Source organism: Sporosarcina luteola, assembly GCF_023715585.1.
Lineage (GTDB): Bacteria > Bacillota > Bacilli > Bacillales_A > Planococcaceae > Sporosarcina > Sporosarcina luteola_D.
Genome location: NZ_JAMBOK010000001.1, coordinates 1,059,367 through 1,078,170 on the forward strand (window position 1 = coordinate 1,059,367; position 18,804 = coordinate 1,078,170).

Consider the following 18,804-nt stretch of genomic DNA (forward strand, 5'->3'; position numbering starts at 1 on the left):
AATATCTTTTCAATGATAGTAGTATACCATTTACCGTTTGCGGTAAGCCATATAAAGTCCATTCCAATGTTTTTTAAAACTCCAACAATCAACCAATATTACTCTGAATAAAAAACGCTCGGGCGTCAAACCACACCCAAGCGTACATAATTTATTATATAGCAGCTGATGCTTCGTTACGTTTAGCTGCAATCGCTTCAATTCTGTTGTTGAATTCATCCACCGTCATATTCTGTTCGACAAAGTAGCGGTTGCGCGGATGTGTACGGCATTCGTCCGAACAGCTGCGCATATAGAAATGCTCGTTTTCTTCAGAGCATAAGATTTTCGCGTTACACTCAGGGTTGGCACAGTTCACATATCTCTCGCAAGGTGTACCGTCAAAATGATCGCGACCAACGATGACATGTTCAACTTGATTGATCGGAACCGCAATCCTTTCGTCGAATACGTAGCATTGACCGTCCCAAAGCTGGCCTTTCGCTACTGGATCTTTGCCGTAAGTGACAATTCCGCCTTGTAGATGGGCAACGTCCTCGAAACCTTCACGCTTCATCCAGCCTGTGAACTTCTCACATCTGATTCCGCCTGTACAGTACGCAAGAACTTTCTTCCCTTCAAACATTTCCCTGTTTTCTTGGACCCATTGTGGAAGGTCACGGAATGTCTCGACATCAGGTCGAATAGCGCCTCTGAAATGACCAAGATCATACTCGTAATCATTTCTCGTGTCCAACACAATCGTGTTTTCGTCTTGCATCCGCTCCAGGAACTCTTCAGGCTTTAAATATTCGCCAGTCAATTCCAACGGGTTGATGTCATCCTCCAAGCTCAGGTTAACGATTTCCTTCCGATAGCGGACGTGCATTTTCTTGAACGCATGTCCATCTGTTTCATCGATCTTGAACCAAAGATCTTTGAAGCGTTCATCGCTATGCATCTTCTCCATATAAGCATCCGTCTGTTCAATTGTACCGGAACATGTACCGTTAATGCCTTCTTCCCCGATTAAAATACGTCCTTTTAATCCTAATTCCTTACAAAACTCCAAATGCTCGGCAACAAATGTTTCTGGGTCTTCAATGTGTACGTATTTATAGTACAACAATACCCGATATGCTCCTGTTTCCATTTCTTCGACCACCTTCTGTTTGTTTTCTTTGCAGTAGAAATAACAGCTTGATCGGTTTAACAATATTTGATTGTAAACACTTAACAGCTCACCCGTATTTGCAAGATCCGGGCATTTGACAGTATACCATAAAATTGTACTGCTAAAAAGAAGTTTCTCCTCATTAAAATTTTATAAACTCCATATCATTCGACCTTATTTGCCCATCCCCAAACGGTACAAAAGTGTAGTATACTTCTAGTATAAAAGATTCGACATTTTTCCCGATTATCTGAAACTATCCATAGAGTCACTCCGTCTAACTTTACAGGAAGCTCAATCAGGAAGGTTGATAGAATTCTTACAAGAAAATCAAAAAGGGGCCTCGCGAAATGAATAGAAAGCGCCATAACGCGCGATCTGTAGGGATCGACATCACTTTTTCCATTGCTATTGTCCTACTGACAATAAGCGCCATACTCCTCGTCTTCATGACAGAAAAAGACGGGACCGCGTCACAGCCTGATGAGAAGGAGACGATTTCCTCCATCCCTGTGGAAACGGAACAAATAGATTCAAACTATCCAGGCATCAAAATTATTACAAAAACATCAAACGACAAAAACGCTCCTTATGCCATTCAATATCCACAGAGCATACATACCAGTTTCAATACGGAAGTCAAAAGCTATATAGAAGAAGTCCAAGCAAGATACCTTGAAACGATGATTGAGAAAAAACGTCTTGATGGAAAAACGTCGGGAGAATTGAACGTCTCCTACGAAACGCTGCCCCACTCTTCAGGGATTTACTCATTTGTCGTTCTCACTGGCAGCAGCTTCAGCGAATCAGAAGCAGGTAAAATGGAAATCCGTTCATTCCATTTGAATCCAGAGACAGGAGAAGATTTTTCTATTAAGGACTTACTGGCAGGAGATTCCAACCGCCTCCAGACGCTCGCTTCATCTGTGCGCCGGGCGATTCACAAAGATGAAACGCTGCAGGAACATCTTTTTGAGGATGATTTGGAGAAATATACAGAGCCTCGCTGGATGAATTATCGAAATTTTGCCCTCACAGAGGATGCACTCATCATCTACTTCGATGAAAACACGATAGCGGATAGCTTGGTTGGACCACCGATCGTCTCAGTTCCTGTGGACGCTATAGACGAATTGCTATCTTCGGCGTTCAAGCCCGAAGACATGGAAGATGCGATTGAAATCCCGAATCAGGGGTCAATGGATTCATCGAAAGAAGAACAAAACGGTGAGCATCCCGACAAATCAACAGAATCGGATACAGTAAGCGATGAGCAATCTAAGGATTCTCCACCAACTGGAACCGTCCGTAAAAAAGTCGCTTTGACATTTGATGATGGTCCAGATCCAAAAGTGACGAGACAAATATTAGAAACCCTTCAAATGCACGATGCCAAAGCAACATTCTTCATGCTCGGCAGCCGTGTTGAATACTACTCGGACATCGTCAATGAAATGAAGGATGCCGGCCATGAATTGGGCAACCATACATGGAACCATGCAGATTTAACAAAGTTAAGCCCTGAGCGCATTGCAAAAGAGATCGATAAGACTTCTGCAATGATCGAGGATGTGACCGGACAAAAAGTCGAAGCATTTCGACCTCCCTACGGAGCCGTCAATGACGCTGTCAACAATATGACCGGATTGCCGATCGTATTATGGGACGTAGATACACAAGATTGGAAGTATCGCGATCCCGCTAGAATTCTTCAAGTTGTTAAAGAGAATGTGAAGGATGGCAGCATCATACTAATGCATGACATCCACCAATCGACAGCCGACGGACTTGATGCCGTTCTACTGTATTTGAAAAGTGAAGGTTATGATTTTGTTACCGTTAAGGAATTGGAAGAGACATCCCTCTGAACAACTACTTGTTCAGAGGGTTTTCTTTGTTGACTATATATTTTATTTTCGAATCCTGTTATAATGACATTAGAACAGAATGGAGGGTCTGATATGTTCATTCAAATCGAACCGACCTCAGAAATCCCGATATATACCCAGTTGGCGAATCAATTGATAGAGTTGATTGCTTCCGGGACAATAAAACCTTCCGAAGCTTTGCCTTCCGTCCGGTCCCTAGCAGCAGACCTTGGCGTGAATATGCATACAGTGAACAAAGCGTATCATGAACTCGAGAAGAAAAATATAATTGAGATCATCCCGAAATCCGGTGCTGTCATTAATTCGATATCGCCTAAGGGGCCGAGCGATATGCAATTGGACCTTATCAAATTGCATTTGAAGCCTCTTATTGCAGAATCGATTGTATATGGCATGGACAAGGAACAGATTTTATCAATCACTTCATCAATCATTTCGGAAATTACGGAGGGATGAACAATGGCACTTTCAATATTCTTGGCAATCATCTTATTTTTGATTGTTATGCAGGCAGCTATCCCTTACCTTTTGAAAAATACGGTCGTTTTCGGAGTGACGATACCCGAGGGGCATACGGATGACAAAACGCTTGCAATGTACAAGAAAATCTATTCGGCAACAATATTCATCCTTGGTTCAATAGGTCTCCTCGTTTATGTAGTTTGGGCACTCGGAAATCAGGTGCAAGAAGACAAGATCGTTTTCACTGGATTGGCCCTTCAGTTTGGAATCCTGCTGATCAGCATGGGCCTTTACTTGTATTTTCATATTAAGACAATGAAAAGAAAACGGATGCATAAATGGGGAGATAACTTAAAAAGAGTGCGGGTCGCAGATTTGACGAGCCGCTCCAATGATGAAATGCTCCCTTCCCTCATGTTTGCTTTGCCTGTCCCGATTACACTCGGTTTGATCGTCTATACAGCGATTCAATACGGTGCCATGCCGGATATGATACCGATCCACTGGGGCCCTGACGGACAACCGGATGCATTTAGTGAGAAAACCCCATTTTCCGTTATTGCACTGCTGCTGATTCTAGCAATCATGCAGGTTATGATGCTCGCAATCAATTATTTTACGAAGAAATCCGGTGTGAGACTGAATGCGTCGAAAAGGAGTACTTCGCGCATCCAACAATTATCGTTCAGAAAGTACACGAGCTGGCTGCTATTTTTAGTATCCATATCAATGACGGTCCTTATGGGCTTTTTCCAATTGACAACCATCCATGAAAATTTGGGAGGGGCTACCCTCATGATGGTGATGCCTTTAGGATTCCTATTTATTATTTTAATCGCAACTGCAGTCTACGCATTCAAAGTCGGCCAAGGGGGTTCCCGTGTCCAGCTTGAAATTGACGAGGAACCCATCGCAGGTGTAACGGATTATGACGATGACGCCTATTGGAAAGCAGGCGTATTCTATGTAAATAAAAATGACCCTTCCATCTTTGTAGAAAAGAGGTTCGGGGTTGGTTGGACATTGAACTTCGGAAATCCAATCGGTTATTTGATCATCATCGGTCCAATGCTTGTCATATTGACAATTTCATTTTTACTCAATTAAAAAAACCGGCTTTCGCCGGTTTTTTTAGTTGAAGACACTTGTACTGTGCAATGGTTGCAGTCTTGCTTTCGGATCGATGAACGCTTTTGCATGGTTTACAGCCGTTGGAGCTTCGCCTAAACCGACAGCAATCAGCTTCACTTTCCCGTCATATGTCGTGACGTCCCCTGCCGCATAAATGCCTTCTATATTCGTTTCCATTCTAGAGTTGACAACGATTGAGTTGCGGTCCATTTCAAGCCCCCACTCTTTAATTGCTCCGAGGGATGAAATATTACCGTAATTGACGATGACATGGTCTACGTGCAATGCTTCTTCTGAACCGTCCTTTTGGGCGATGATCACTTCATTGACAATGCCATCTTCCCCGACAATCGACTTGACAGCACGGGATGTGAGAACATTTACTTTCGACGACATCAATTGGTTAACGCTTGTTTCATGCGCCGTAAACCTTTCGCGCCTGTGGACAAGTGATACATTCGAAGCGATATCTTCAAGCATCATTGCCCAGTCCACTGCTGAATCCCCACCGCCGCATACAAGTACGTCTTTTCCTGTGAACATGGACAGGTCTTTAATTCCGTAATGCAATGTCTTGCCTTCAAACTCAGCTTCTTCAGCCAAACCAATTTTACGCGGTTGGAAAGCGCCGATTCCTGCCGTTAAAAGAATTGTGCGTGTCAGATGGGTTCCTTTATCCGTTTGGAGGATGAAGTGGTCGCCGTCACGTGTCACCGTTAGCGCAGTTTCACCAAGGTGAATTTCAGGTTTTGAATAATGTGCTTGTGTAACTAGGTTTGCAACTAGATCTTTCGCCAGGATTTTTGGAAAGCCGCCAACGTCATAAATAAACTTATCCGGATACAGCTCAATTAACTGTCCGCCAAGTTGCGGCAAGCTGTCAATGATTTTAACCGACATTTCCCGCATGCCCGCGTAGAACGATGCAAAAAGTCCTGTTGGTCCCCCGCCTATAATTGTAATATCGACTATCTCATTGCTCATCTATAAACACTCCAATGTACTTTGAATTTGGATGGATGTAAGATAAATCCGTTTAATCAGTATCCCTACATATCTACTCTACACATTATCTATTATTTTTCAATAAAAATCACATAATTTGACTTGACGTAATCGGATTTTCAAATCGATAAATTCATTGAATCATTGGATCAGCAACCACCGTAAGAAGGGTGCCGTTCCAATGAGTTTTTTCTTACTCTTCTTCTAACTGATCTTCACAAAAAGCGGCTAGCTGGACAATTTCTTCATCGTCGAGATCAAAATCGATCATCGCCTCTGTCGATCGCTCGAAAAGATGATACGATGCCACTTTTCCTTCTTTCCCATCGACGACATAAATGACACGAATGCCAGTCCCCTTTTCATTGTAAAGTTCATCTTCTTCATCGAATTTTACATATATGCGAAATTCGTATCGATTTCCTGTCAGTATGCCTGTCGGATCGATAAGTTCGATCATGCTATATTCAATTATTTCCACTTGGTCTCATCCTCACATAATGTTTTCATAACCATCTTACAGCAAACTGGACGAAATGGTCACGTAATCACTTTCAACAGATGATCAATTCTGACCCACAAAATTTCTTTTGCATTTTCACAATGATTAGTTAACAATGAAGACAGTGAATGATATTCACATTATTAGATATCGGGGGAATGACGATGCTTACTTTTGAAGAATTTAAGTACAAAAGACCTGACATGAACAGTATCAAGCAAGAGTTCAATGGTCTGCTGGAACAATTCCGTTCAGCAAAGTCTTTTGAAGAACAGAATGGTGTAATTGAAAAACTGAATGCTATCGGAAGCGATTATTCCACTCAATCAAACTTGATGTACATCCGTTCATCCATCGACACGAATGATGAGTTCTATCAAAAGGAACGGGAATATTTCGATGACATAGGACCGGAATTCCAGGAACTCGGTACCGCATTCTATAAAGAGTTGGTGAAGACACCTTACCGTAAAGAATTAGAAGAAAAATGGGGTACCCAGTTGTTTGCTCTTGCGGATAACGCAATCAAGTCCTTCTCGCCGGAAGTCCTTCCCCTTCTTCAACAAGAAAATAAACTTACTTCCGAATATGCAAAGCTCGTTGCTTCCGCACAAATTGAGTTTGACGGAAAGACATTGACCCTTGCGCAGCTCGGACCGTACGCTGAGTCAACTGACAGAGGTGTCAGGAAGTCTGCAATGGAGGCTTCCTATTCGTTCTATGCGGAAAACGGTGATGCGTTTGACCGCATCTATGATGAGCTCGTCAAAGTAAGACATGAAATCGCAATAAAATTAGGATTCAAGAACTTTGTGGAGCTAGGTTATGCACGTATGAACCGGATCGGATATGACGCAGATATGGTGAAAAACTTCCGTCACCAAGTGCGGGACTATATTGTTCCGCTCGCGACGAAGTTATACGAACGCCAGGCTGATCGTATCGGTGTTGATAAATTGAAGTTCTACGACCAGTCCCTTAACTTCCTGAGCGGGAATGCCACACCTAAAGGTTCAGCTGAATGGATCATCGAGAACGGGAAAAAGATGTACGAAGAACTTTCACCGGAAACCGATGAATTCTTCAAGTATATGACGGAAAAGCATCTTCTCGATCTTGAAGCGAAGAAAGGGAAAGAGTCCGGTGGCTATTGCACGTTCATCGATAATTATGACTCACCTTTCATCTTCTCGAACTTCAATGGCACATCTGGGGATATCGATGTGCTCACTCACGAAGCCGGGCATGCATTCCAAGTGTATTCAAGCCGCAATATCGGTATTCCTGAATACGTCTGGCCAACACATGAAGGAGCAGAAATTCATTCCATGAGTATGGAATTCTTCACTTGGCCTTGGATGGAGCTGTTCTTTGAGGAAGATACTGAAAAATATAAGTTTGCTCACTTGAGCAGCGGTCTTTTATTTCTACCATACGGCGTGGCGGTAGATGAATTCCAGCATGCCATCTATGAGAATCCAGAAATGACGCCTGAAGAACGTAAAACGGAATGGAAGCGGATTGAAAAGATGTACTTGCCGATGCGTGATTACGATGGCAATCCTTATTTGGAGGCAGGTTCTATCTGGCAGCGCCAATCGCATATTTATGAAGTTCCATTCTACTATATTGATTACACGTTGGCTCAAATCTGCGCGTTTCAATTTTGGAAGCGTTCGTTTGAGGATCGCGATGCGGCTTGGAAGGATTATTTGCATTTATGTAAGCTTGGCGGATCGAAGCCGTTTACAGAGTTGGTAAAAGAGGCTAATTTGCTATCTCCTTTTGAGGATGGCTGTGTCGAATCCGTTGTTGGTACGATTGAAACGTGGTTGAATTCTGTGGACGACAAAGCTTTATAAAAATTTGAAAGGGCTGCCGTATTAGGCAGCCCTTTTCAAATGGATTACATCAATCCGATCGCATTTCCATTATCGTCTATATCCATTAGTAATGCAGCCGGCTTTTTCGGCAATCCTGGCATCGTCATGATATCTCCAGTCAGGCAGACAAGGAATCCTGCACCAAGCTTCGGAATGATTTCACGGATCGTAATTGTGAAATCTGTCGGCCTCCCAAGTTTCTTAGGATCATCCGAGAAGGAATACTGCGTTTTCGCCATACAAACAGGAAGGATATCCCATCCATTCTGTTCGATCTGCAATAGATCCTTCCTCGCTTTTTCGGTGAGGACGATGCCCTTTCCGCCATAAGCCTTTTGAACAATTGCCGTTATTTTATCAATGACAGGCTGTTCCACATCATATAAAGGTGAAAATTCATTCGGTTCCTCCAGCATTTCTAAAACATGCTTCGCCAAATCCTGGCCACCTGCTCCGCCTTGCCCCCAAACGTCCGTAATTGCTGCACGGACACCTTTCGATGCACACCATTTCATAATGAAATCGAGTTCCGCAACCGAATCTGTAATGAACCGGTTCAATGCGACAACAGGCTGCACACCGAAGGAACGGACGGTTTCCACATGCTTTTCTAGATTTACGATTCCGTCCATTACTGCTTGTACATTTTCCTTCCCAAGCTCCGTCTTCGCCACTCCTCCATGCATTTTCAAAGCACGGATCGTCGTTACAAGAACAACTGCGTCTGGTGCGAATCCGCCTTTACGCGCTTTAATATCCATAAATTTCTCGGCGCCGAGATCTGAGCCGAATCCCGCTTCTGTCACAACGATATCTGCCAATCGTCTCGCTGTATTTGTTGCCATCAACGAGTTGCAGCCATGCGCAATATTTGCGAATGGTCCACCGTGAATCAACGCCGGCGTCCCTTCAATCGTCTGGACAAGATTTGGTTTGAATGCTTCCTTCAACAATAACGTCAAAGCTCCTTCAACACCCAAATCCCTTACAGTGACCGCTTCTCTATCATACGTATACCCGATCACCATCTGTGAGAGGCGTTCCTTTAAATCTGTCAAGCTTGTCGCCAAGCAGAACACGGCCATGATTTCAGAAGCGACGGTAATATCGAAGCCGTCTTCTCTCGGCACACCTTGTCCGGGACCTCCGAGACCGATTGTAATATGGCGCAATGCACGATCATTCATATCCATTGCACGCTTCCATGTAATCCTGCGCGGGTCGATCTGCAATACGTTGCCTTGATGGATATGATTATCGATCATCGCACTAAGTGCGTTATTTGCTGTCGTGATTGCATGGATATCCCCGTTGAAATGCAGATTTATTTCTTCCATCGGCAGCACTTGTGCATACCCGCCGCCAGCAGCGCCGCCCTTCACACCCATGACAGGTCCTAGGGATGGCTCCCGGAGAGCGATCATCGATTTTTCGCCTAGTCTTGCCAGTGCATCCGCAAGTCCTACTGTCACTGTCGATTTTCCTTCACCCGCAGGCGTCGGACTGGTTGCAGTCACAAGTACGACTTTTCCAAAGGATTTCGCGGCAGGCAATTTGGACACATCAATTTTCGCTTTGTACCGTCCGTATGGTTCAACAGCCTCTTCGGGAATTCCCGCATTCCTCGCGATATCCCCGATCGGCTGCATCACAGCAGAAGCAGCTATCGCTAAATCTGTTAATGGTTTTGCTTTTTCTGTCAAAATGTCCACACCCTTCTCAATGCATTCCCTAGATTATTATCGCTTCAGTTAGCTTACTCCTTTATGCTTAACACAAGTTTTCCAAACTGTTCACTGTTCTCCAAGTCCCTGAAGGCATCCAATCCATTCTCAAGACGATATATTTTGTCGATGACAGGTTTTACCCCGTATTCTTCAACATGTTTCAACATGTCCCGAAGCTCTTCCCTGCTGCCCATCGTGGAGCCGAACAGTTGGTATTGTCCATAGAAGAACTTTCGAAGATCCAGTTCGACGACGTCATCTGTCGTAGCACCGAATACAACGATTCTTCCTCCAGGTTTCAAGACGTCCAATGAACGGTTGAATGTTGCCTTGCCAACGCTTTCTATTACAAGGTCAATTGTTTCATCCGCCAGATCCTCTGTCCATTCACCGTTTGTATCAATCGCTAAATCAGCGCCGAGTTCAAGCGCCTTCTTACGTTTTTCTTCAACGCGAGAACTGACGATGACACGTGCTCCTGCATTTTTAGCAAACTGGATAAGATAGGTCGCAACTCCACTCCCGGCGCCCGGAATGAAGACGGTATCCCCTTTCTTCAACTCCCCTTGTGTAAATAATGCCCGGTAGCCTGTTAATGCGGCTAATGAGAGTACTGACGCCTCTTCCATTGATAGATTGGCGGGTTTCTTTTCAATCTGCTCGGCAGAAATGGCAATTCTCTCAGCGAATGTACCGTGATCAGGCATGCCTAAAATATCGAATCCTTCAGGCGGGGCATAACTTTTCCCGAACCAGCGCAGTGATGGATTGATGATCACTTCATCACCGATCTTCCAGTTGCCGACACCTTCACCTATTGACTCGATCACGCCAGCCCCATCTGAACCGAGAATCAAAGGCTCCTCCTTATCCCCACGTCGTTCAGGTATCATAATATCCCTTCGATTCATACCAGCGGCATGCAGTGCTACGACGACTTCACCTGTACCAGCAACCGGCTCTTCCATCTCATCGATTTTCAATTCACCATTTACATGAATGAGCGCTTTCACAACACAACCCCCGTTTAAAATATTCTATGAATTGTATACTATTCCATCATACAACATCCACCCGTCATTTTCATACGGATAATAAAAAACGCAAAGAAGAAATCTCCTTTGCGTTTTCGGTTGTCTATTCAATTGATGATCTCAATGTAACAACAATCACTTCAGGTCGATTGAACACCCGTATCGGAGCAAGGCTGTTACCTAGACCGCGGCTTACAACCATGGACGTTTTATCCTCTTCATAGACGCCTGACGTGTATTTTGGCAACCACCCTTGACCAGGTGCGACCAATCCTCCAATGCCCGGCAACCTTATCTGTCCACCATGGGCATGCCCGCTGAAAACCAAATCGATTTGACTGTCAACATATACATCAAATTGTTCTGGCCTATGCGATAGAAGGATCCTATACATATTTTCAGGAACATTCTTGAATGTTTTTCCTATGGCTTGTTCAACATAGGTTTTCTCATCAAGATTGCTGGACAAGGGGTCTTCGATTCCACCGATGGCAATCTTTTTACCTTTTCGACTGTTAATTGTCACCGATTCATTTGATAACACCTGCACACCTAATCCCGCCAGCTCACTTTTAATGTGCTCTTCGTCATTCGTAGAAATTTCATGATTACCTGTGACGAAATAGAAAGGCGCTGTATCATGCAGCTGCTTGATGATTTCCAAACTATGCTTTAAATCATATCGGTTTCCGTCGATGAAATCCCCTGTAATGAAAATGGCATCAGGAGACAAGGCTTTTACCTTATTCACCAAGTCCAGATTATTAACCCCAAACTCTGAATCATGGATATCAGATAGCTGGACAATTCGATATTGATCGAAGCTCTCGGGGAGACCGGATGCGTTAATCTCCACCTCAGTCACTCCGATTGTCGTATTCTCTTTATAAATATATATGCCGAATAGCAGGATTAGGATGAAGAAAAATAAGGTGCCTTTGTATTTCCTTTGTTTACGTAAGTGCATTTATATTACTGCCAACGTTTCTTGACTTTTGCAAGCTCCAATAATTCAAGTACATCCTTTTTCGGTAATTCCGTCAAAATGGAGAGGAGTTCACGTTCTGCTAATCTTCTTCCTCGGCCGCTTCGATAACGCTCTTTATTTTCAGCGTCTATGGAGTTATATAGTTCAACCAGCTTTTCTTCTTGTTCATCCGACTCTTTAGCGATGATCAGATTTTCACGCAGCCGCTCATAAAGCATATCTACGTTTGATGAGTTGTTTGCAGTGAATGCCCTGGATGTCTTAGGGTCACCCAGAATCAATTCATCTGTTGAGACGTTGAATCTCTCGGATATTTTTGCAATCCAAGCGGCGGAAGGAGCATTCTTACCTTTCTCCCAGTCTTTTATTCTACTGGCGGATGTACCAATCGCTGCTCCAAAAGCCATCATAGAAAGGCCTCTTTGCTCTCTCAAGGTCTTTAGTCTTACGCCGAAATCTTCTTTACTCCAATCATTCACGGTGATGCCTCCTCCTATTTACTTATCTCTATATTATTTTTCTTAGTTCCTTCTGTCAATCTTAATTTATATTTCTATCAAGTTATCAGTAACCTGTTTGTTGACGCTTGTAATTTTCCTCATTTTTATCAACATAGGCTTTCATTATTTCATTATATGAAATGTCAAGCCTTCTCGCTATTGCACCATAATGAATCCAAATACTTTTATAGCTTTCCATATTAGTTGCCACTAAGAATTCCTGAACTGCATTTACCGTTTGCAAGAAGGTTTCCGTCAAATCCCCTTCAACTTCAGCTACCGGCCAAACATCTAAATTATCTAGCTCTTTTTCAATTCCGAGCGACAGAAGAAAATGGATGGAGTCGACATATTCTTCTAGAATAATGTTCCGCTCTGATGGTCCTTTTGTACTCCAAAACTTAAAGCACCTTGTTTCGTTGGCCAGTTCTGCAAGTTCAACGAGAAGAGCCAATCCTTTTTCTTTGAAAACATCTTTTGTTACGAGTTGATTCTGTTGAATGTAAGCGTCAAGTTGTCGCTGCATCGTGAATAATGTTGCCAATTCCATAAAAAAACCTCCGAAATCGTAAGTATCTTGAAACCAAACTGAATCTCATCCGTACAAGTAGAAGACTATATCTATTTTTAGTGAGGGGATGCTGTTATGGGATTGTTGATTCGCTTCATCATCATTGCATTCATCGTCTATTTATTTTATCGCGGTATCCGTTATTTATTGGATCCGAAACGGAAATTGGATGAGGCGTATGAACAAGAGCAATATTATTTCTATGATGATGTGAAAAATGTCAGAAAGAACTTTTTCATCACATATAAAGGCGCCCTCTTTGAAGGTGAAAAATATTTAGGGACAACGGAAAATTCTTTTGATGTCGTGTCCATTTTCGTTTGGGTAAAGGATGATGCAAAGCTTCAAGGGTTTACGAAGGATGATTTTCACTTCTTATCCTCCGAAATTACTTCCAATTATCCAATGGCTGAAATCAGTTGGAAAAACCCCATAGAAGCATTAATGAAGGCCCGTTGATCTAGCGGGCTTTTTTTATTTTTAGACATAGTCCATTCCGAATGGATCTATGCCTAGCAGATAGACAATTATTCCTATGTACAGAAGCGCTAGCAGCAGAAAACCGATTCTGAATTCTGTATGGCGGGTTTTATGGCGGAAGGCCAACATTCCCAGATACGAACCGATTCCTCCGCCCACAATTGCAAATAGCCACAATGTTTTCTCCGGCACTCTGCGTCCCCGCTTCTTTGATTGTTTCTTATCATAGCCCATCATTATAAATGACCAAATTGATATAAATGTAATCCATGTAATTAGTAATGCACTCATATAGTCAACTCCCTATCTTCTATTCTACACTTTATTGATCGTACATAGGAAGAAGAACTATCGTAAGTTCATTAGTTTTCTTTTATTTTTTACATCACAACAAAAATGCCCCGCTGCCGACTGAGGGCGCGGGGCTGTATGTTAGTAAATCGCTTATTTCGCGACTGACTGTTTTGCTGTTTCTGCAAGTTGTGCAAATGCTTGTGCATCTGTTACTGCAAGATCAGCAAGCATTTTGCGGTTCACTTCGATGCCAGCCACTTTAAGGCCGTGCATCAATGTGCTGTATGAAAGACCATTCATACGTGCTGCTGCGTTGATACGTGTAATCCATAGTTTGCGGAAATCACGTTTTTTCTGACGGCGGTCACGGTATGCATAGTTGAATGATTTCATGACCTGTTGGTTTGCTACTTTGTAAAGTCTATGTTTTGATCCAAAATAGCCTTTAGCTAATTTCAATACTCGATTACGGCGCTTGCGCGACACTGTTCCACCTTTTACGCGTGGCATAGTTCATTACCTCCTGCTATTCCTAAAGAATGTTTTAATGGTTAAAAGATTATTTCATGTATGTGATCATTTCACGGATACGTTTGTAGTCGCCAGAAGAAACAAGTGAAGCTTTACGCAAGTGGCGTTTCGCTTTAGTAGACTTGTTGGCAAAAAGGTGACTTGTGTACGCACGGCCGCGTTTCACTTTACCAGTTGCAGTTTTCTTGAAACGTTTCGCGGATCCGCGGTGAGTTTTCATTTTTGGCATGATCTGTTCCTCCTAAATCGTTGGTGTTACTTTTTTTCGGCAGTCGGGGCAAGTATTAGGAACATGCTCCGGCCTTCCATTTTCGGTTTCACTTCAACCGTTGAGAATTCCTTGCATTCTTCTGCGAAGCGGTCCAAAACACGTTGACCGATTTCCTTGTGCGTAATTGCACGACCACGGAAACGGATTGACGCTTTCACTTTGTCTCCTGCTTGCAGGAATTTGATGCCGCTGCGAAGTTTCGTTTGGAAATCATGTTCATCAATAGTAGGGCTTAAGCGCACTTCTTTGAGGTTGATGATTTTTTGGTTCTTTCTGACTTCGCGTTCTTTCTTTTGTTGTTCAAACTTGAATTTGCCGTAGTCCATTACACGTGCTACAGGCGGCTTTGCTGTTGGAGCGACAAGGACAAGGTCCAAGTTCGCGCGTCCTGCAATTTCAAGAGCCTCATTGCGTGTTTTGATTCCAAGCTGGTCGCCGTTGTGGTCAATCAGACGAAGCTCGCGGGCACGGATGCCCTCATTTACGTACATGTCTTTGCTAATAGTAATCCACCTCCGAATGTTGTATCGCGAATACACGGTTTGGGTATACCGTCTAATAGCGCGACGGTCCCATGGTTCATTCGTTTAATAAGAGCCGGACAATAAAAAAAGTAGACAAAAGTGACTTTTGTCTACCCGCTTATGTGTACATGCAAATAATTGCACGGCACGTTCACTTATGTGCAACCTGTCAACAACGATATGCGTCGATCAGGTGAGAAGCGGGCAGCTCCTTCTTATACCACAAACTGTATTCATTAACCTTAATAAGTCTACCATCTAGAACTTTTATTGTCAACAAGAAACTTTTAAACAAAAAATGCAATACAGTTGATTTCCGCTTCGGGCGGACGCTTTCCGCCGGCATGGCTTCAGCCGCTTCCCTCGCTACGCTCAGTCCAGGGTCTTCAGCTCATGCTATTCCGGCAGGAGTCGCCGCCCTACGCTTCAATCAACGGAAAATAATCTTACTGAATATCTCTGTTTTAAAATCTTGCTAAAAACGCCTAAAACAGTTCGAACGTTTATAAATGCCAGTCAACATGCAAAAATGCTACTTTGATAATAATTTTTAAGTGCTTTTATTTGTTCAAAGGCATTTGGCGCGTTTTTGGGTGTTGATTTACTATTTACATGCCCGCGTCCACGGATTAGCTATCGTGGGATACGTCTGCTTTCAATAACTTCAGGAAATCGTCGAATGGCATGCTTTCGGATTTTTGTTCGCCGTATTTTCTTACGTTCACTTCGCCGGATTCGACTTCTTTGTCGCCGAGGACGAGCATGTAAGGGATTTTTTGGACTTGGGCTTCACGGATCTTGTAGCCGATTTTTTCGTCGCGGCTGTCTAGTTCGATTCGGAATCCTGCTGCCACTAGTTTTTCACGTACTTCATTTGCGTAGTCGAAATGTGCTTCTGGTGAAACTGGGATCACTTCGACTTGAACTGGTGCCAGCCATGTCGGGAAGGCGCCTTTGTATTCTTCGATCAAGAATGCGACGAATCGTTCCATTGTTGAGACGACGCCGCGGTGGATGACGACTGGGCGATGGTGCTTGCCGTCTTCTCCGACGTATGTGAGGTCGAAGCGCTCAGGAAGCAGGAAGTCGAGCTGGACAGTTGAGAGTGTCTCTTCCATACCGATTGCCGTTTTCACTTGTACGTCCAGTTTCGGACCATAAAATGCTGCTTCTCCGTCCGCTTCCACATAAGGAAGGCCCATTTCGTCCATCGTTTCTTTCAGCATGCTTTGTGCGCGTTCCCACATTTCGTCATCGTCAAAGTATTTCTCTGTATCTTCCGGATCTCGGTACGATAAACGGAATGAGTAATCTTTAATGTCAAAGTCTTTGTAGACATCGATGACGAGTTGGACGACACGTTTGAATTCTTCCTTGATTTGATCCGGACGGACGAAGATATGCGCGTCGTTCAGAGTCATGCCGCGGACACGCTGAAGTCCCGATAGAGCACCTGACATTTCATAGCGGTGCATCGTGCCAAGCTCTGCAATGCGGATCGGCAAGTTCCGATAGGAGTGAATGTCGTTTTTGTAGATCATCATATGGTGCGGACAGTTCATCGGACGGAGAACGAGATCTTCATTGTCCATGCTCATGACAGGGAACATGCCGTCCTGGTAATGGCCCCAGTGACCGGATGTCTTGTAGAGCTCGACACTTCCGAGCACCGGTGTATAAACGTGGTCATAGCCGAGTTTTTCTTCTTTATCGACGATATAGCGCTCAATGATGCGGCGAATTGTCGCGCCTTTCGGAAGCCATAACGGAAGTCCTTGGCCGACCTTTTGGGAGTTCATGAATAAATTCAGTTCTTTTCCGATTTTCCGATGATCGCGTTCCTTTGCCTCTTCTAGCATCCGGAGATGTTCTTGAAGCTCATCCTTTTTAAAGAATGCTGTACCGTAAATACGTTGAAGCATTTTATTTTTGGAATCACCGCGCCAATACGCACCCGCGATGCTCAGTAATTTGAACTCTTTCAGTTTGCCCGTCGAAGGGACATGAACGCCACGGCATAGATCAAAGAATTCGCCTTGCTCATAGATGGATACTTGCTCGCCCTCCGGAATTGCCTCCAACAGTTCAATTTTGTATGGATCGTCAATTTCCTTGAAGCGCTTTTCGGCTTCGTCGCGGGACACTTCAATGCGATTAATTGGGAGATTCTCACCAATGATCCGCTTCATTTCCTTCTCAAGTTCAGGAAGGTCTTCAGCTGTGATTGGTGTCGGTGAATCGATATCATAATAGAAACCGTTATCAATGACTGGACCGATGCCTAGTTTTGCGTCCGGGAATTTCCTTTTAACTGCCTGTGCCAATAGATGTGCAGTACTATGACGCAAGATTTCCAATGCTTCAGATGATTGCGGTGTAATGATTGCAATATCACCATCTTCTTCAATCGGCGTTTTCAAATCAATGAGCTGATCACCGATTTTTCCTGCGAGGGCGCTTTTTCGAAGTCCAGGGCTGATAGAACCCGCCACGTCTTCTGTTGTTGTGCCTTGCGGAAATTCTTTTATCGCACCATCCGGAAATTTCAATTGAATATTTTCTGCCATTGTCAACACTCCTCACTTATTTTTTTGAACAAAAAAAGCCCCATCCCTAAAAAGGGACGAAGCTGTTGCTCGCGGTTCCACCCTTCTTCCTTCTATCCGGTCATACGAGAGACCGGAAAGATGAAGCTCGAAACGGCTAACGGGCCGGGTCCGTCATCGGTTACTGAAGTAGTTCGCCGATGCTGCTCCAAGGTGGTAAATCGATCATCTTCACTTCAGGGCTTCCAGCCAAACGACCCTGTTCTCTGGTAGTGGATTAACCGATTCATGTCCTCTTCTACACATTTCGAATATAATATCCATTAGTATAAGGAATGTTTACGAAATTTGCAAGTGGATAAATCCTCCTACATTTCTCTTCGGTTTTTTCCTTTCAACTGGATAGGTTTTGATACTGTTTTAATTCGCTCCATAATTCGAGCGGCTTTGACTTCTTCCTTCTCGCCACGCTGTGTGTACGTCAAATGGTGCTGAAGTTCACCGAAATTGAAATTGGAAGTGAAGAATGTTGGTAGTTTTTCCGCCATCCGGTATTGTAAAATCGTTCCGATCACTTCATCACGGGCCCATGCAGACATGGACTCCGCGCCAAAATCGTCCAACATAAGCACGTTTGCTTTCTTCACGAAGTCAATTTTTTCATTTAACGTCTGATCCTGTATTGATTGTTTCATTTCCCTTAAAAATTCGGGGAGATAAACGACAACAGTCCGTATGCGAAGATTGGCAAGTTCATTTGCGATTGCCCCTAAAATAAAGGACTTTCCTGTACCGAAACGACCGTGAATGTAAAAGCCCCTTTCAGGCAACTTTCCTGTTTCGCTAAATTCACCAAAGAACTGTGCCGCGGCCTCAGCAACAATATACCTGCTGCTATCGTGTTCGAGATCCACATTATTCAGGCGCGCTTCCATGACATCCTTCGGCATGTACATGCTTTCAATCATATTGGATATATTTCGACGTTCGTCGTCGACAAGTTTATTCGGACACTTTACATAGTCGAGATCGATGTATCCTTGACTCATGACAAGCTTCGGCTCGAAGCCTTTCATCACGTTGACACACTCTTCAACATTCGGGCATTTCCCGCAATTGTGGGAAGCCGTTGTATATTCATATAGCTTTCCTAAACTTTTGTTGACGACAGCTTTATCGATTTCATTCGAATGATCGGTGATGAACTGTTGGACGCCTGGGGACTCCATCACTTCATTCCTTAATTGTTCATATCTTGACGTTAGATCTGAAGCGTTGAATACTCGCTTCATTGTATTTCCGATTCTTTCCAA

Annotated in this window: 19 protein-coding genes; 5 read left to right on the top strand and 14 right to left on the bottom strand. The window is 43.7% G+C overall.

Annotated elements, in window-relative coordinates; genetic code table 11:
- Positions 1 to 154: 154 nt before the first annotated feature.
- Positions 155 to 1,132, bottom strand: coding sequence for a rhodanese-related sulfurtransferase (locus M3193_RS05435; RefSeq protein ID WP_251624932.1), 978 nt, complete (start codon positions 1,130 to 1,132; stop codon positions 155 to 157).
- A 371-nt stretch (positions 1,133 to 1,503) separates the two neighbouring features.
- Between M3193_RS05435 and M3193_RS05440 the strand changes: the two genes are divergently transcribed.
- The 3 genes from M3193_RS05440 (at position 1,504) to M3193_RS05450 (ending at position 4,611) form a co-directional block, all read left to right on the top strand.
- The gene (locus M3193_RS05440) at positions 1,504 to 3,021 is read left to right on the top strand and encodes a polysaccharide deacetylase family protein (protein ID WP_251624934.1); all 1,518 of its coding nucleotides are present in this window, start codon (positions 1,504 to 1,506) and stop codon (positions 3,019 to 3,021) included.
- A gap of 93 nt (positions 3,022 to 3,114) precedes the next feature.
- A complete protein-coding gene (locus M3193_RS05445) occupies positions 3,115 to 3,498 on the top strand; it encodes a GntR family transcriptional regulator (protein WP_251624937.1) in 384 nt (127 codons plus the stop codon).
- A gap of 3 nt (positions 3,499 to 3,501) precedes the next feature.
- Complete coding sequence (locus tag M3193_RS05450; protein ID WP_251624939.1) at positions 3,502 to 4,611, top strand: DUF1648 domain-containing protein; 1,110 nt, start codon at positions 3,502 to 3,504, stop codon at positions 4,609 to 4,611.
- Positions 4,612 to 4,635: 24 nt separating this feature from the next.
- Here the strand turns inward: M3193_RS05450 and M3193_RS05455 are convergent, their stop codons facing one another.
- Together M3193_RS05455 and M3193_RS05460 are read right to left on the bottom strand one after the other, a co-directional pair.
- Entirely contained in the window at positions 4,636 to 5,619 is a 984-nt protein-coding gene (locus M3193_RS05455) for an NAD(P)/FAD-dependent oxidoreductase (RefSeq protein WP_251624941.1), read from the bottom strand.
- A gap of 214 nt (positions 5,620 to 5,833) precedes the next feature.
- Positions 5,834 to 6,121 carry a DUF6509 family protein gene (locus M3193_RS05460; protein ID WP_251624943.1) on the bottom strand — a complete coding sequence of 96 codons (288 nt, stop codon included), beginning with the start codon at positions 6,119 to 6,121 and terminating at the stop codon, positions 5,834 to 5,836.
- A gap of 185 nt (positions 6,122 to 6,306) precedes the next feature.
- On the opposite strand from M3193_RS05460, the gene M3193_RS05465 reads away from it, so the two are divergent.
- A complete protein-coding gene (locus M3193_RS05465; protein WP_251624945.1) occupies positions 6,307 to 8,004 on the top strand; it encodes a M3 family oligoendopeptidase in 1,698 nt (565 codons plus the stop codon).
- Between the two features lie 44 nt (positions 8,005 to 8,048).
- Here the strand turns inward: M3193_RS05465 and M3193_RS05470 are convergent, their stop codons facing one another.
- From M3193_RS05470 to M3193_RS05490, 5 genes are all read right to left on the bottom strand, one after another.
- Positions 8,049 to 9,728 carry a formate--tetrahydrofolate ligase gene (locus M3193_RS05470; RefSeq protein WP_285851841.1) on the bottom strand — a complete coding sequence of 560 codons (1,680 nt, stop codon included), beginning with the start codon at positions 9,726 to 9,728 and terminating at the stop codon, positions 8,049 to 8,051.
- 53 nt (positions 9,729 to 9,781) lie between these two features.
- Entirely contained in the window at positions 9,782 to 10,765 is a 984-nt protein-coding gene (locus M3193_RS05475) for a zinc-binding dehydrogenase (protein ID WP_251624947.1), read from the bottom strand.
- Positions 10,766 to 10,889: 124 nt separating this feature from the next.
- The gene (locus tag M3193_RS05480; RefSeq protein WP_251624949.1) at positions 10,890 to 11,753 is read right to left on the bottom strand and encodes a metallophosphoesterase; all 864 of its coding nucleotides are present in this window, start codon (positions 11,751 to 11,753) and stop codon (positions 10,890 to 10,892) included.
- 5 nt (positions 11,754 to 11,758) lie between these two features.
- Positions 11,759 to 12,253: a helix-turn-helix domain-containing protein gene (locus M3193_RS05485; protein ID WP_251624951.1), complete on the bottom strand. Its 495-nt coding sequence runs from the start codon at positions 12,251 to 12,253 to the stop codon at positions 11,759 to 11,761.
- A gap of 85 nt (positions 12,254 to 12,338) precedes the next feature.
- Entirely contained in the window at positions 12,339 to 12,824 is a 486-nt protein-coding gene (locus tag M3193_RS05490) for a dUTP diphosphatase (protein ID WP_251624953.1), read from the bottom strand.
- Between the two features lie 96 nt (positions 12,825 to 12,920).
- Between M3193_RS05490 and M3193_RS05495 the strand changes: the two genes are divergently transcribed.
- The gene (locus M3193_RS05495; RefSeq protein ID WP_251624955.1) at positions 12,921 to 13,304 is read left to right on the top strand and encodes a sigma-w pathway protein ysdB; all 384 of its coding nucleotides are present in this window, start codon (positions 12,921 to 12,923) and stop codon (positions 13,302 to 13,304) included.
- Positions 13,305 to 13,325: 21 nt separating this feature from the next.
- Here M3193_RS05495 and M3193_RS05500 read toward each other — a convergent pair whose 3' ends face one another.
- The 6 genes from M3193_RS05500 to dnaI all read right to left on the bottom strand — a co-directional run bounded on the left by M3193_RS05500 (position 13,326) and on the right by dnaI (position 18,804).
- Positions 13,326 to 13,616, bottom strand: a complete 291-nt coding sequence (locus tag M3193_RS05500; protein ID WP_251624957.1) for a DUF1294 domain-containing protein — start codon at positions 13,614 to 13,616, stop codon at positions 13,326 to 13,328.
- Positions 13,617 to 13,769: 153 nt separating this feature from the next.
- Positions 13,770 to 14,129 (bottom strand): 50S ribosomal protein L20, encoded by a 360-nt coding sequence (gene rplT, locus M3193_RS05505; RefSeq protein WP_251624959.1) that lies wholly within the window; start codon positions 14,127 to 14,129, stop codon positions 13,770 to 13,772.
- 49 nt (positions 14,130 to 14,178) lie between these two features.
- Positions 14,179 to 14,379, bottom strand: coding sequence for a 50S ribosomal protein L35 (gene rpmI / locus M3193_RS05510; protein WP_041075504.1), 201 nt, complete (start codon positions 14,377 to 14,379; stop codon positions 14,179 to 14,181).
- 26 nt (positions 14,380 to 14,405) lie between these two features.
- The gene (infC, locus tag M3193_RS05515) at positions 14,406 to 14,912 is read right to left on the bottom strand and encodes a translation initiation factor IF-3 (protein ID WP_251624961.1); all 507 of its coding nucleotides are present in this window, start codon (positions 14,910 to 14,912) and stop codon (positions 14,406 to 14,408) included.
- A gap of 662 nt (positions 14,913 to 15,574) precedes the next feature.
- Complete coding sequence (thrS, locus tag M3193_RS05520) at positions 15,575 to 17,512, bottom strand: threonine--tRNA ligase (RefSeq protein ID WP_251624963.1); 1,938 nt, start codon at positions 17,510 to 17,512, stop codon at positions 15,575 to 15,577.
- Positions 17,513 to 17,859: 347 nt separating this feature from the next.
- The gene (gene dnaI / locus M3193_RS05525) at positions 17,860 to 18,804 is read right to left on the bottom strand and encodes a primosomal protein DnaI (RefSeq protein WP_251624964.1); all 945 of its coding nucleotides are present in this window, start codon (positions 18,802 to 18,804) and stop codon (positions 17,860 to 17,862) included.

Coding starts and splice junctions, on each gene's coding strand:
- M3193_RS05435 (WP_251624932.1), bottom strand. CDS start 1,132: ATGGAAACAGGAGCATATCGGGTATTGTTGTACTATAAATACGTACAC.
- M3193_RS05440 (WP_251624934.1), top strand. CDS start 1,504: ATGAATAGAAAGCGCCATAACGCGCGATCTGTAGGGATCGACATCACT.
- M3193_RS05445 (WP_251624937.1), top strand. CDS start 3,115: ATGTTCATTCAAATCGAACCGACCTCAGAAATCCCGATATATACCCAG.
- M3193_RS05450 (WP_251624939.1), top strand. CDS start 3,502: ATGGCACTTTCAATATTCTTGGCAATCATCTTATTTTTGATTGTTATG.
- M3193_RS05455 (WP_251624941.1), bottom strand. CDS start 5,619: ATGAGCAATGAGATAGTCGATATTACAATTATAGGCGGGGGACCAACA.
- M3193_RS05465 (WP_251624945.1), top strand. CDS start 6,307: ATGCTTACTTTTGAAGAATTTAAGTACAAAAGACCTGACATGAACAGT.
- M3193_RS05480 (WP_251624949.1), bottom strand. CDS start 11,753: ATGCACTTACGTAAACAAAGGAAATACAAAGGCACCTTATTTTTCTTC.
- M3193_RS05490 (WP_251624953.1), bottom strand. CDS start 12,824: ATGGAATTGGCAACATTATTCACGATGCAGCGACAACTTGACGCTTAC.
- M3193_RS05495 (WP_251624955.1), top strand. CDS start 12,921: ATGGGATTGTTGATTCGCTTCATCATCATTGCATTCATCGTCTATTTA.
- M3193_RS05500 (WP_251624957.1), bottom strand. CDS start 13,616: ATGAGTGCATTACTAATTACATGGATTACATTTATATCAATTTGGTCA.
- rplT (WP_251624959.1), bottom strand. CDS start 14,129: ATGCCACGCGTAAAAGGTGGAACAGTGTCGCGCAAGCGCCGTAATCGA.
- rpmI (WP_041075504.1), bottom strand. CDS start 14,379: ATGCCAAAAATGAAAACTCACCGCGGATCCGCGAAACGTTTCAAGAAA.
- infC (WP_251624961.1), bottom strand. CDS start 14,912: ATGTACGTAAATGAGGGCATCCGTGCCCGCGAGCTTCGTCTGATTGAC.
- thrS (WP_251624963.1), bottom strand. CDS start 17,512: ATGGCAGAAAATATTCAATTGAAATTTCCGGATGGTGCGATAAAAGAA.